At 66.6% G+C, this 12,490-nt stretch carries 13 protein-coding genes; 4 read left to right on the forward strand and 9 right to left on the reverse strand.

What is annotated here, in order from left to right:
• Positions 1–40: 40 nt before the first annotated feature.
• Both AC07XB_RS21895 and gbd read right to left on the reverse strand, forming a co-directional pair.
• Complete coding sequence (locus tag AC07XB_RS21895; RefSeq protein WP_492829923.1) at positions 41–562, reverse strand: O-acetyl-ADP-ribose deacetylase; 522 nt, start codon at positions 560–562, stop codon at positions 41–43.
• An 80-nt stretch (positions 563–642) separates the two neighbouring features.
• Positions 643–1,791, reverse strand: coding sequence for a 4-hydroxybutyrate dehydrogenase (gbd, locus tag AC07XB_RS21900; RefSeq protein ID WP_492376307.1), 1,149 nt, complete (start codon positions 1,789–1,791; stop codon positions 643–645).
• A 253-nt stretch (positions 1,792–2,044) separates the two neighbouring features.
• On the opposite strand from gbd, the gene AC07XB_RS21905 reads away from it, so the two are divergent.
• From AC07XB_RS21905 to AC07XB_RS21915, 3 genes are all read left to right on the forward strand, one after another.
• A complete protein-coding gene (locus tag AC07XB_RS21905; protein WP_492829926.1) occupies positions 2,045–3,073 on the forward strand; it encodes an alpha/beta hydrolase in 1,029 nt (342 codons plus the stop codon).
• 116 nt (positions 3,074–3,189) lie between these two features.
• On the forward strand, positions 3,190–4,176 hold the full coding sequence (locus AC07XB_RS21910; protein WP_150990354.1) for a tripartite tricarboxylate transporter substrate binding protein: 987 nt from the start codon (positions 3,190–3,192) through the stop codon (positions 4,174–4,176).
• A 100-nt stretch (positions 4,177–4,276) separates the two neighbouring features.
• Positions 4,277–4,714, forward strand: coding sequence for a YbgC/FadM family acyl-CoA thioesterase (locus AC07XB_RS21915; protein ID WP_492376306.1), 438 nt, complete (start codon positions 4,277–4,279; stop codon positions 4,712–4,714).
• Positions 4,715–4,793: 79 nt separating this feature from the next.
• On the opposite strand, the gene denD is transcribed toward AC07XB_RS21915, so the two are convergent.
• The 7 genes from denD to AC07XB_RS21950 form a co-directional block, all read right to left on the reverse strand.
• Positions 4,794–5,783: a D-erythronate dehydrogenase gene (gene denD / locus AC07XB_RS21920; protein WP_492829928.1), complete on the reverse strand. Its 990-nt coding sequence runs from the start codon at positions 5,781–5,783 to the stop codon at positions 4,794–4,796.
• Between the two features lie 49 nt (positions 5,784–5,832).
• Positions 5,833–6,615: a 2-oxo-tetronate isomerase gene (gene otnI, locus AC07XB_RS21925; protein ID WP_492829930.1), complete on the reverse strand. Its 783-nt coding sequence runs from the start codon at positions 6,613–6,615 to the stop codon at positions 5,833–5,835.
• 57 nt (positions 6,616–6,672) lie between these two features.
• Positions 6,673–8,004: an MFS transporter gene (locus AC07XB_RS21930; protein WP_492829932.1), complete on the reverse strand. Its 1,332-nt coding sequence runs from the start codon at positions 8,002–8,004 to the stop codon at positions 6,673–6,675.
• Between the two features lie 194 nt (positions 8,005–8,198).
• Entirely contained in the window at positions 8,199–8,837 is a 639-nt protein-coding gene (gene otnC, locus AC07XB_RS21935; protein WP_267603086.1) for a 3-oxo-tetronate 4-phosphate decarboxylase, read from the reverse strand.
• Positions 8,834–10,138 carry a 3-oxo-tetronate kinase gene (otnK, locus tag AC07XB_RS21940; protein ID WP_492829935.1) on the reverse strand — a complete coding sequence of 435 codons (1,305 nt, stop codon included), beginning with the start codon at positions 10,136–10,138 and terminating at the stop codon, positions 8,834–8,836. The genes otnC and otnK overlap by 4 nt, the downstream gene beginning before the upstream one ends.
• Before the next feature lie 11 nt (positions 10,139–10,149).
• Complete coding sequence (ltnD, locus tag AC07XB_RS21945) at positions 10,150–11,046, reverse strand: L-threonate dehydrogenase (RefSeq protein WP_416048650.1); 897 nt, start codon at positions 11,044–11,046, stop codon at positions 10,150–10,152.
• A gap of 49 nt (positions 11,047–11,095) precedes the next feature.
• Complete coding sequence (locus tag AC07XB_RS21950) at positions 11,096–11,848, reverse strand: FadR/GntR family transcriptional regulator (RefSeq protein WP_492376301.1); 753 nt, start codon at positions 11,846–11,848, stop codon at positions 11,096–11,098.
• A 202-nt stretch (positions 11,849–12,050) separates the two neighbouring features.
• On the opposite strand from AC07XB_RS21950, the gene AC07XB_RS21955 reads away from it, so the two are divergent.
• Positions 12,051–12,476 (forward strand): GNAT family N-acetyltransferase, encoded by a 426-nt coding sequence (locus AC07XB_RS21955; protein ID WP_492376300.1) that lies wholly within the window; start codon positions 12,051–12,053, stop codon positions 12,474–12,476.
• Positions 12,477–12,490: the final 14 nt, after the last annotated feature.

Consider the following 12,490-nt stretch of genomic DNA (forward strand, 5'->3'; position numbering starts at 1 on the left):
ACGGGAAATCGCAGGAGAATGCCGATTTCCCGTCAGCCATTTAGCTCAACCTGTGCCGATACAACCGGTAATTCTCGTCATCAAAGCAGACAAAACTGACCTGCTCGATGGTGGGTGCGGCCACCAGGGCCTTGCGTACCGCCTCGATGGCAATGTCCACGGCGCGCTCGCGCGGGAAACCGTAGATGCCGGTGCTGATATTGGGAAAGGCGATGGTGCGCAGCTTGTGCTGCGCGGCTAGCGTGATGCTGGCCTGGTAGGCGCTGGCAAGGAGGGCGTCTTCGCCGTGGTCGCCCCCTTGCCAGACCGGGCCGACCGCGTGGATGACGTAAGGCGCGGGCAGCAGGCCACCGGTGGTGATCACCGCCTGGCCGGTGGGGCAGCCGCCCTTGGTTTCGCGAATGCCGCGACAGGCGGCCATGATGGCGGGACCGCCAGCGCCGTGGATGGCGCCGTCGACACCGCCGCCACCGAGCAAGCCGCTATTGGCGGCATTGACGATGGCGTCGACTTCCATGCGGGTGATGTCTCCGTGCAAGACCTGCAGGTGTTCCCCTGTCATGACCTCTTCTCCGTGCTGGGTGGTAAAGCTGGATCGCCCCGGCTGTTCCGCGCACCTGTGCTGCCGGCCCGCCGCGGCACTTACATGGATTCCGCCAGCATACGCCGATAATCCGCGGCGCTGGCCTCTTTCGGGTTGGTCTTGTGGCAATGGTCGACCAGTGCGCCGGCGATCACCTTGTCGAACATGTCTTCGGTGACCCCCATCTGGCGCAGACCAGTGGGCAGCCCGAGGCGCGCGGTCATGTCGTGCACGGCCTGGGCCAGGTCGGCGTCCTGGGGCAGGCCCATGGCATGGCGCAGGCGGGCGTAGCGGTTGTCGCGCACCACGCTGGGCGCGTCGGCGTTGAAGTGCAGCACCGCTGGCATCACCACCGCATTCAGGGTGCCGTGGTGCAGGCCGGTCTTGCCGTCCACCTTGAGGCCGCCGAGCGGGTGCGATAGCGAGTGCACGCAGCCCAGTCCCTTCTGGAAGGCCATGGCGCCCTGCATGGAGGCGCTCATCATGTTCAGGCGCGCGTCGCGGTCCTGGCCGTCGCGGGTGGCGCGTTCGATATGCTTCCAGCCGCGCTCCAGGCCGTCCAGGGCGATGCCGTCGGCGGGCGGGTTGAAGGCTGGCGCCAGGAAGGTTTCCACACAATGCGCGATGGCATCCATGCCGGTGGCGGCGGTCAGGCCGGCCGGCAGGCCGAGCGTGAGGCCCGGGTCACAGATGGCGGATTTCGGCAACAGGTGCCACGAGTGGAAGCCGAGCTTGCGGCCGTCTTCCAGGATGATGATGGCACCGCGCGCCACCTCGCTGCCGGTGCCCGAGGTGGTCGGCACGGCGATCAGCGGCGCGGCGCGCTCGGTGATCCTGGCGCTGCCGCCTTCGATGGTGGCGTAGGTGGTCAGCTCGCCGGGATGGGTGGCGAGGATGGCGATGCCCTTGGCCAGGTCGATGGAGGAGCCGCCGCCGACCGCGATCAGCCCATCGCAGCCGCTATCCCGATACTGCGCCGCGGCCTTCTTGACCATGGCTTCGGTCGGGTTGGAGGGGGTTTCGTCGAAGATCTCGTGCGGCAGGCCGCCCAGGGCCACGACGGCCTGCTGGGCCACACCGGCGGCAACCACGCCTTTGTCGGTGACGACCAGCGGGCGCCGGATGCCGATGCGCTCGCACTCTGCCTTGAGCTGGCTGATGGTGCCGAAATCCAGGTGGATGTGGGTCAGGTAATAAATGAAGGCCATCTATGCTGTCTCCGTCGATGAGGGTTTTCTATTTCTTCTGGCTTCTGACTTCTGGCTTTTCTGACGATGGTCGATGATCGCGCAAAACCTGCCGCCCTGACCAGCCCCAGGGAAATTTCATATGCTTTGCTGCAGAAACATCTGGAATCATACTAAAATCGAACGATCGTTCACAATTCGAACGCCAGCGGCGCTGACGCCACTGGAGATTCGGCTGCTGCCGAAGGTTCGTTGCTACTGATTCTGAGTGTCCATGTCCGCTGTCCCGCCTGATTCCACCGCTGCGTCCGCCCAGCCTGCGTCTGCCTTGCCCGGCATGCCGCCGGTGCCGCTGGACCCGCAGGTGGCGGCGTTGCTGGAGCTGATCGGGCGCGTGAAGCGTCCGTCCATCCACGAACTGGACCCGGCCGACGCCAAGACCGCCTACGAAAAGAGCGCGCCCATCATGGATATCGCGCCGCTGGCCGTGCACAGCGTGGAAAACCTGACGGTAGCCGCGCGCGATGGCTACGACATCCCGGTGCGGCTGTATGCGCCGCGCGAGGCCAGCTGGGCCGAGCCGTTGCCCTTGCTGGTGTACTTCCATGGCGGCGGCTTCACGGTGGGCAGCGTCAACTCGCACGATCCCTTGAGCCGGCTGCTGTGCATGCAGGCGGATTGCATGGTGCTGTCGGTGGACTACCGGCTTGGCCCGCAGTGGAAGTTTCCTCATGCGGCGAACGATGCGTTCGATGTCATGGCGTGGGTGTTCGCCGAGGCCGCGCGCCTGGGCGCCGATGCCGGCCGTATCGCCCTGGGCGGCGACAGCGCGGGCGGCACCCTGGCCAGCGCCTGCGCCGTGCACGCGCGGGATCTGGGCCTGGAGCCTGTCCTGCAGATGCTGATCTATCCCGGCACCTGCGCCCGCCAGGACACGCCTTCGCATCGCGCGCTGGCCGAGGGCTATCTGCTGACCGCGCCGATGATCCAGTGGTTTTTCTCGCAATACCTGGACAGCGAAACCAGCCGCGACGACTGGCGTTTTGCCCCGCTGGACGGTGGTGGCACGGGTGCCGACGTGCGCGGTTGCTGCCCGGCCTGGATCGCCGTGGCGGGCTACGACCCGCTGCACGACGAAGGCGTGGCCTACGCGGCCAAGCTGCGCGCCGCGGGCGTGCCGGCGCAATTGGCCGACTACCAAGGCATGATCCACGATTTTTTCAAGCTGGGGCGCTTTGTCCCGGCGGTGGCCGGCGCGCATGGCGACGCGGTCGCCGCCTTGCGCGCTGCCTTCGACGGCTGAGCGGGACTTGCCGGCACGGGCCGGCAGCCAGATCGAAGCGGTCGCAGAACCCCCGGTTTCATTGGCTTTACGTGTAGTGCATTACTTGTAGCAGTAGCAAAAGGAGACACAGACTCATGCAACGCCGCCATTTCCTCGCCCATGCGGGCGCGCTCGCCGCCACCGCGGCTACCCTGGGGCTGGCCAGCGCGCCGGCCCTGGCGCAGGCGGACAATTTCCCGCAACGGCCGATTCGCCTGATCATCGGCTATACCGCGGGCGGTTCCACCGACCTGCCGTTCCGCGTGCTGGCGGAAAACGCTTCCAAGATCCTCGGCCAGCCGGTGATCATCGAGAACAAGCCTGGCGCGGGCGGGGTATTGCCCGCCCAGCTGATGCAATCGACCCAGCCGGACGGCTACACGCTGGCGCAGGTGGCCATGCCGGTCTACCGCCTGCCGTACACCACCAAGATCAACTGGGATCCGGTCAAGGACTTGTCGTACGTGATCAACCTGGCCGGCTACTCGTTTGGCCTGGTTGTGCCGGTGGATTCGCCGATCAAGACCATGCAGGACTACATCGCCTACGCCAAGGCCAACCCGGGCCGCCTGACCTACGGCTCGCCGGGCTCGATGACCACGCTGCACCTGACCATGGAAGAGCTGGCCATGAAGCAGAACGTGCAGTTCTCGCATATTCCGTACAAGGGCAACTCGGAATCGATGCAGGCCCTGCTGGGCGGGCACGTGATGTCGGTGGCGGACACCCCGGCCTGGGCACCGTACGTGGAGTCCGGCAAGCTGCGCCTGCTGTCGACCTGGGGCGAGAAGCGCTCGGCGCGCTTCCCCAATGTGCCGACGTTGAAGGAGCTGGGCCTGGGCATCGTGCAGACCTCGCCGTTCGGCGTGGTGGCACCCAAGGGCACCGATCCGAAGATCGTCAAGAAGCTTCACGACGGCTTCAAGAAGGCCATGGAAATGCAGAACTACCGCGATGCGCTGGCCAAGTTCGACATGGAGCCGTTCTACATGAGCAGCGAGCAATACGCGCACTTCGCCGCCGATACGGTCAAGAAAGAGAAGGCCATCATTGACAAGCTGGGGCTGAACAAGCCGCAATAAGCCTGACTTAGCCGCTTTATGCCGGCGCCGCCCTGTCCGGGGCCGGCGCCGTTTTCATATCAGGCCGATATCTGGCCGGCAATCAAGGAGGGACGCTGACATGGCGAAGGAAGATTTCCGTCACAGCATGCCGCTGCGCGTGCGTTGGGCCGAAGTGGATCCGCAATCGATCGTGTTCAACGCGCATTACCTGACCTACTGCGATATCTGCGTGACGGAGTACTGGCGGGCGGTGGGGATCCGGTATCCGGAGGATGTGCTGCACGCGCACGGCGTGGATATCTTCGTGGTGAAGTCCACGCTGGAGTATCACGCGTCCGCGCGCTTTGACGACATGCTGGAGATCCGGGGGCGGATTGCGCGCCTGGGCCGCTCCAGCATGTTGTTCCGCGTGGAGATGTACCGCGGCGACGAGCACCTCGTCACGGGCGAGATCGTCTATGTCTGCGCGGATCCCGCTACGCAGAAGTCGGCGCCGATTCCGGGGCCGGTGCGGGAAACGATCACGGCGTATGAAATGGTGAAGCCGGACGCTTGATCTGTCCGGCTTTCGTGGTTTCAGGTGCGGCGGCGTTGGCCTGCGTGCAAGCCAGCGCCGCCAAGACGCGTCTGCGGGTTCAACGCGCCGCTATGCCCGCGTCCTCGATATAAGCCCGGATCACCGCATCGAAATCCTGGTCGCCCTGGAACCCCAGCGCCAGCGCGCGCTCCGTATTCCATGCGGCAGGCCAGGTGCCGACGATATTCTCGATGCGCGCCTCGCGCTCCCAGCTCACGCGATTCGCCACGGTGTCGCCGGCCACGCGCCGCAACGCCGCCACCATCTCCTTGGGCGTGACCGACAAGCCGGGCAGGTTCACCGTCCGGCGTTCGCCAAGCTCGGCACCATCGATCTCCATGCCCCGCGCCAGCGCGGCAATCGCCCCGCGCGGGGACAGTAGCCACAGCAGCGTTTCCGGCGAGACCGGGCAATTGGCGGCAACGCCTGCCAGTGGCTCGCGGATGATGCCGCTGGCGAACGACGATGCCGCGGCATTGGGCTTGCCTGGCCGCACGCTGATGGTCGGCAGGCGCAGCACGCGGCCGTCGATAAAGCCGCGGCGGCTGTAGTCCGACAGCAGCAGCTCGCCGATGGCCTTCTGCGCGCCGTAGGAGGATTGCGGATTGAGCGCGGTATCGTCCTGCACCACAGCGGGCAGGGTGCCGCCGTACACCGCCACCGAACTGGTGAACACCACGCGTGGCCGGCTGCCATGTTTCACGTGAAGCGCCCGGCAGGTTTCCAGCAACGCGCGCGCGGCATCCAGGTTCACGCGCATGCCCAGGTCAAAATCCGCCTCGGCCTGGCCGCTGACCACCGCCGCCAGGTGAAACACCGCGCCGGTGTGTTCGTCGATCGCCTGCGCAAGCACGGCGGGATCCGACAAGTCGCCTGTGACCACGCGCACGCGCGTGTCGTTCAGCGCAGGCGGTGCTACCACGTCGAGCAGCGTCAGGCCCGCGATGGCGACGGGCTTGCCGTCGATGTCCAGGGTGCCGCGTTTTAACAGCTGGCGGGCCAGTTGCAGGCCAAGAAAGCCTGCCCCGCCGGTGATCAGTACTTGCATGTTCGTTTTCCTGTTGTGCCGCCGTGGGCGGCATGGAGACAGCGGCCGCTCAGGCCTTCAAGTAAGGCTTGAGCCAGCCCAAACCCGCCGAGGTACCGGCGCGCGGACGATACTCGCAGCCGATCCAGCCGTCATAGCCAAGGCCATCGATCACGTCGAACAGGTACGGGTAGTTCAGCTCGCCCAGGTCCGGCTCGTGGCGCTCGGGCACGCCGGCAATCTGGATGTGGCCGATGCCGGCAAAGTCGCGCTTGAGCTTGACGGCAAGGTCGCCTTCCACGATCTGGCAGTGGTAGCAGTCGAACTGCACCTTCAGGTTGGCCGCGCCCACTTCCTTGCAGATGGCTTGGCCGTCGTCCTGGCGGTTGAGGAAGTAGCCGGGCATGTCGCGTCCGTTGATCGGCTCGATCAGGACCGTGATGCCTTGTGCAGCCGCAGCCTGCGCGGCATGCGCCAGGTTTTCCAGGTAGCAGGCGCGATGGCGCCCGTGGTCCGCGCCGGCCGGCACCAGGCCGGCCATCACGTGGATCTTGTCATTGCCGATCACGGCAGCGTATTCCAGTGCGCGGCCGAAGGCGTCGCGGAATTCGGCTTGGCGCCCGGGCAGGGCGGCCATGCCGCGCTCGCCGGCAGTCCAGTCGCCCGGCGGCGCGTTGAACAGCGCTTGCGCCAGGCCGTTGGCGTCGAGCCGCGCGCGGATTTCCGCGGCACTGTGCTCGTACGGGAAGAGATACTCCACGGCCTTGAAACCGTCTGCCGCTGCGGCGGCGAAGCGATCCAGGAAGGCGTGCTCGGTGTACATCATCGACAGGTTGGCGGCAAAACGCGGCATGCGGTGCTCCAGGAGAAGTGCGTTGTTCTTGGGTTCTTGTGTTCTTGAGTTCTTGGCCTAGCGGTTGACCAGCTTGGCCGGCGTGAGCCAGACCAGCCCGGCGCCGAGCACCAGCATGCCCGACAGCACATACATGCTCGACTGCGTGCTGTGGGTGAGATCGGTCAGGTAGCCCACCATATACGGTGCCACAAAGCCCGCCAGGTTGCCCACCGAATTCACCACCGCAATGCCCGAGGCAGCGGCCAGCCCGGACAGGAAGGCGGTGGGCAGCGACCAGAACAGCGGGGCGCAGGTCAGCACGCCGGCGGCGGCGAGCGACAGCGCGGCAATGGCCACCACGGTATTGTGGGTATACGAAGCGGCAATGGCAAAGCCCACCGCGCCCATCAGCGCCGGCACGATCAGGTGCCAGCGGCGTTCGCGCCGGGCGTCGGCGCTGTGGCCGAGGAAGTTCATCACCACGATGGCGCAGATAAACGGAATCGCGCTGAGCAGGCCGATATTGAGGTTGCCGGTAACGCCGCTGGTCTTGACCAGTGTGGGCATCCAGAACGTCAGCGCATATTGCCCGGTGACAAAGCAGAAGTAGATCATGCACATCCACCAGACGCGGCTGTCCTTGAACACGGCGCCGAGCGAGTGGCCGGTGCCCGAGGCGCCAGCCTGGCGCGCGTCTTCCTCGATATTGCGCTTGAGCACGCGCTTCTCGTTGGCGTCCAGCCACGGCGCCTGGTCGATGCCGTTCTTGAGCACGAACACGGTGACGATGCCGATCAGCAGCGCGGGCAGGGCCTCGATCAGGAACATCCACTGCCAGCCGCGCATGCCGCCGTAGTCATGGAAGGCATCCATGATCCAGCCCGACAGCGGGTTGCCGAGCATGCCAGCCACCGGGATGCCCGACATGAACAGCGCGATCATCTTGGCGCGCCGGTTGGCCGGATACCAGTAGGTCAGGTAGAGGATCACACCGGGATAGAAACCCGCCTCGGCCAGGCCGAGCAGGAAGCGCATGATGTAGAAGGTGGTGGGCGTCTTCACGAAGACGAACAGCGCCGAGATGATGCCCCACGTGATCATGATCCGTGCGATCCAGACGCGCGCGCCGAGCTTGTGCATCAGCAGGTTGCTGGGGACTTCGAACAGGAAGTAGCCGATGAAGAACAGCCCGGCGCCAAGGCCGAACACGGTTTCGGAAAACGCCAGGTCCTGCGCCATCTGCAGCTTGGCGAAGCCCACGTTGACGCGGTCCAGGTAAGCGATGACGTAGCACAGCATCAGGAACGGCATGATGCGCCAGAACACCTTGCTGTAAGCGCGTTTCTCGATGTCGCGGTCGATGTCTTGGCCGGCGCCGGTTAGCGCGGCCTGGGTGGATGCATGCATGGTTGTCTCCGTATATCGGTTTGGTCCCGGCTTGGTTCCAGCTTGGTTCCGGATTGATTTCCGTTGTTAGCGGCAAACCGGGGGCGAACGCTGCCCTTGCCGCGGCCCAGGCGTTAGCGAGGGCGGGCGGCGGGCGGTTCTGCTTTGCTTGTGTTTTTGTTGTTAGGGCTTTGTCGTACCTGCGCGCGTGGTCCCTACCAGCGCGCCTTGAACGTATCGCGCAGTTCGGCCAGCGCTTGCTCGTCGAGCGGGTCAGGCTTGTCCTTGAGCATCAGCCAGAGCTTGGCGGTTTCTTCAAGTTCCTCGAGCGCGAAGGCGGCGCGCGAGACGGTGGCCTCCCACACCACCGGGCCGAGGCGCGCGAGCAGCACGCCGCGCACTTCGGCGGCAAGCTGGGCAACGCGCGCCGCCACCGCCGGGTCGCCCGGGCGATGGTAGGGAATCAGCGGGATATGCCCGACCTTCATCACGTAGTAAGGCGTGATCGGCGGCAGCACATCGTCCGGTTGCCAGGCGCCCGCCAGGCTCAGCGCCACCAGGTGGGTGGAGTGCGTATGCACCACGCCATGGGCCTGGGGGTTGTTGTCGTAGATGGCGCGGTGCAGGGTCAGCGTCTTGGACGGCTTGTCGCCGGCCACCCAGTTGCCGCCGCTGTCCACCTTCGCGATGGCGGCCGGGTCCAGCATGCCCAGGCAGGCATCGGTCGGCGTGATCAGCCAGCCGTCTTCCATGCGCGCGCTGATATTGCCGGCGCTGCCGACGGTGTAGCCACGCTGGTAGAGGCTGGCGCCGATGCGGCAGATTTCTTCACGCAGGCTGGCTTCGGTGCTCATGCTTGCCCTCCAAGCTGGCGCAGCGCTTCGTCAAAGAAGTCCACACCGCCGAAATTGCCGGATTTGAGCGCCAGCGCCAGCGGCTGCGCTTCCAGCGTGACGGTGGCGGGCACGCCCGGCGCGATCTGTGTGCCGATGCGCAGGGCTTGCACGCCCAGTGCCTGCACCACCGCGCCCGAGGTTTCGCCGCCGGCTACCACGAAGCGGCGCGTGCCGCGTGCTTTCAGCGCGGCGGCGATGTCCGCCAGTGCCTGCTCGACCAGATGGCCGGCGCGCTCCACGCCGAGGGCGGCCTGCACCGATTTGACCTCCTGCGGCGTGGTGGTGGCGTAGAACAGTACCGGCTCCGCATGGGCGCCCGCCAGGGCCAGCGCCTCCTCAACCACGGGTGCGCCTTGCGCCAGCGCGAGCGGGTCGATGCGCAGGGCGGGGCGCTTGGCCACAAGCCATTGCGCCACCTGCGCATTGGTCGCCTTGGACGCGCTGCCGGCCAGCACCACGGCCGGCCCGGCCACCGGCGCCACTTTGTCGGCATCCGCGCGTTGCGGCAGCGAGCCGGCGCGGCGGAAGTTGGCGGGCAGGCCGAGCGCCAGGCCCGAGCCGCCGGTGAGCAACGGCAGGTCAGCGCACGCCTCGCCTAGCGTATGCAGGTCGGCATCGCCTACGGCGTCGGCAATCGCCAGTTTCACGCCATCGCCGCGCAAGGTGGCCATGGCCTGGCGGGCCGCGTCGCTGCCGCGCGCCACGGCGTCGTAGCGCAGCAGGCCCACCTTGGCCTGGCTCTGGCGCTGCAGCACGCGGACCAGGTTGGCGTCATGCATCGGCGTGAGCGGGTGGTTCTCCATGCCCGACTCATTGAGCAGGACATCGCCCACGAACAGGTGGCCGCGGAAGATGGTGCGGCCGTTCTCCGGGAATGCCGGGCAGGCGATGGTGAAGTCGCTGCCAAGCGCCGCCAGCAGGGCCTCGGTCACCGGGCCGATATTGCCGGCGTCGGTGGAGTCAAAGGTGGAGCAGTACTTGAAAAAGAACTGGCGGCAGCCCTGGGCTTGCAACCAGCGCAGCGCGGCCAGCGATTGCTCGATGGCATCGGCCGCCGGGATGGTGCGCGACTTGAGCGCGACCACCAGCGCATCGGCCTGCTCCACGCCGGGCAGCGCCGCGCCGCCCGCCGGCACGCCGATGGTCTGCACGGTGCGCATGCCGTTGCGCACCAGCGTGTTGGCCAGGTCGGTGGCACCGGTGAAGTCGTCGGCGATGCAGCCAAGCACGGCGCGCGAGGAAGGGTTCTGTGCAGTCATGCTGGCTTGCCTCACTCAGCCTTCTTCGCCGGCAACTCGATGCCGGGAAATATCTTGATCACGGCGGAATCGTCCTCGCCGCCGTGTCCCGCGCTGGACGCCATCATGAACATCTGGTGCGCCGCGGCCGACAGCGGCAGCGGGAACTTGCTGGTGCGCGCGGTATCGAGCACCAGGCCGAGGTCCTTGACGAAGATATCGACCGCGGACAGCGGCGTGTAGTCGCCCGACAGGATATGCGGCACGCGGTTCTCGAACATCCACGAATTGCCCGCGCTGTGGGTGATGACCTCATACAGGGCATCGGCATCCACGCCTTCACGCAGGCCCAGCGCCATGGCTTCTGCCGCCGCGGCGATATGCACGCCCGCCAGCAACTGGTTGATGATCTTCACCTTGGAGCCGGCGCCATGCGCGTCGCCCAGCCGGTAGACCTTGCCGGCCATGGCAGCCAGCACGTCCTCGGCCAGTGCATAGGCCTCGGCCGGGCCTGAAGTCATCATGGTCATTTCGCCGCTGGCGGCGCGGGCGGCGCCACCGGAGACCGGTGCGTCCAGCAGCAGGATGCCGCGCTCGCCCAGCCGCTTGCCCAGTGCCTCGGCGAAGCCCGGCGGCACGGTCGCGCTGGCGATCACCAGCGTGCCGGGGCGCAGGCTGCTTGCCGCGCCTTGTTCGCCAAACAGCACAGCCTCGGTCTGCGCGGCGTTGACCACCAGCGTGACCACCACATCGCATTTGCCGCCGAGCTCGGCCGGGCTGGCGCAGGGGATGCCCCCCGCATCGGCAAAGCGCTGCAGCACGTCGGGCCGCAGGTCGCAGGCATGTACCTTGAAGCCGGCGCGCAGCAGGCTGTGCGCAACGCCGTTGCCCATCGCGCCGAGGCCGATGACGCCAATTGATTTGCTCATGAAGACTCCTGCCAGGGGGCGGTGATCAGCGGATCAGCGGATCAGTCGATCAGTGGGAAAGGCCGCGCGCGGGCGCGTCGGCAAGGTCGGTAGCGGTCTCGGGCTGTCCGCCATGGGACAGGCGCCGCGCCGCGTTGTACATATGGGTCTCGGCCGCGTTGCGCGCGGCCAGCGCGTCGCCGGCGCGGATGGCGGCCACGATGGCCTGGTGTTCCTCGCGCACCTGGCGCGAGAAATCCGCCCGGCGTGCCTCGTTGGTACGGGTCACGCGGGTGGCGGTTTCCAGGTACTGGCTCAGGAACGCCAGCGTCTTGAGAAAGAACGGGTTGCCGGTGGCTTCGGCGATGGTCCGGTGAAAGGCCACGTCGGCCGCCACGCCGTCGCCGCCGGCGGCCTCCTCGGCATCGATGCGCGCCAGTGCGGCGTCGATGGCCGTCATGCTGGCATCGGTGCGGTCGCGCGCCGCCTGTGCGGCCACCTCAGCCTCGATGGCCCGGCGCAGTTCCACGATCTGCAATACCGATTCGAGCGTGGCCACATCGGTGTAGTCGATCCGTAGCGGCCGGATGCCGGCCTGCTCGGTGACGAACACGCCGCTGCCCTGGCGCGATTCCACCACGCCTTCGTGGCGCAGCCGGGCGATGGCTTCGCGGATCACGGTGCGGCTGACGCCGAATTCCTCGGACAGTACCGCCTCCGTGGGCAGCTTGTCGCCACGGCCGAAGGCACCGCTTTCGATCTTCTCCAGCAGTTGTTCAGCAACGGTGTCTGTCAGGGCTCGGGCCGGGACTTTCTGGAACACGGGAGGCCTCAGGTGATTGGGTAATATGGTCATCATACAAATTTTCGGTGAAGAGTGCGGATCGGGAATTACCCCTATCCCTTTCTCCATGCGGCATTGCAGCAATGGTCGGCGTCGCTTGCCCCCGCCGTGGCCGGAGTATCATGGCGTCCGCCCCTCTGGCAGTTTTTTCACCGCTTTGCGCTTTGTGCACCGAACAACTATGACGATCACCATCCGCCTCGCCCCCTGGTCCGAAGCCCGCGATACCGCGCGCGCCATCCGCTATGCCGTCTTCGTCGAAGAGCAGGGCGTGCCGGTGGAGCTGGAATGGGACGAATGGGATGAGCCGAGCTGGCACGCCCTGGCGCTGGCCGAGGACGGCAGTGCGCTGGCCACAGGCCGCCTGCTGCCGGATGGCCACATCGGCCGCATGGCGGTGCTCAAGCCCGCGCGCGGCAGCGGCGTCGGCGCCAGGGTGCTGGATGCGCTGATGGCCAAGGCCGCGGAGCTTGGCTACCCTGAGCTGGTGCTCAATGCGCAGCGCTATGCGGCACCGTTTTACGCGCGTGTGGGCTTCGAGCAGGTCGGCGAGGAATTTGAAGAGGCCGGCATTGCTCACGTGGAAATGCGCAAATTGCTGCGCTGAACGCGACGGGCGGC

This window comes from Cupriavidus sp. GW821-FHT02F09 (assembly GCF_059421605.1).

Coding starts and splice junctions, on each gene's coding strand:
- AC07XB_RS21895 (WP_492829923.1), bottom strand. CDS start 562: ATGACAGGGGAACACCTGCAGGTCTTGCACGGAGACATCACCCGCATG.
- gbd (WP_492376307.1), bottom strand. CDS start 1,791: ATGGCCTTCATTTATTACCTGACCCACATCCACCTGGATTTCGGCACC.
- AC07XB_RS21905 (WP_492829926.1), top strand. CDS start 2,045: ATGTCCGCTGTCCCGCCTGATTCCACCGCTGCGTCCGCCCAGCCTGCG.
- AC07XB_RS21910 (WP_150990354.1), top strand. CDS start 3,190: ATGCAACGCCGCCATTTCCTCGCCCATGCGGGCGCGCTCGCCGCCACC.
- AC07XB_RS21915 (WP_492376306.1), top strand. CDS start 4,277: ATGGCGAAGGAAGATTTCCGTCACAGCATGCCGCTGCGCGTGCGTTGG.
- denD (WP_492829928.1), bottom strand. CDS start 5,783: ATGCAAGTACTGATCACCGGCGGGGCAGGCTTTCTTGGCCTGCAACTG.
- otnI (WP_492829930.1), bottom strand. CDS start 6,615: ATGCCGCGTTTTGCCGCCAACCTGTCGATGATGTACACCGAGCACGCC.
- AC07XB_RS21930 (WP_492829932.1), bottom strand. CDS start 8,004: ATGCATGCATCCACCCAGGCCGCGCTAACCGGCGCCGGCCAAGACATC.
- otnC (WP_267603086.1), bottom strand. CDS start 8,837: ATGAGCACCGAAGCCAGCCTGCGTGAAGAAATCTGCCGCATCGGCGCC.
- otnK (WP_492829935.1), bottom strand. CDS start 10,138: ATGACTGCACAGAACCCTTCCTCGCGCGCCGTGCTTGGCTGCATCGCC.
- ltnD (WP_416048650.1), bottom strand. CDS start 11,046: ATGAGCAAATCAATTGGCGTCATCGGCCTCGGCGCGATGGGCAACGGC.
- AC07XB_RS21955 (WP_492376300.1), top strand. CDS start 12,051: ATGACGATCACCATCCGCCTCGCCCCCTGGTCCGAAGCCCGCGATACC.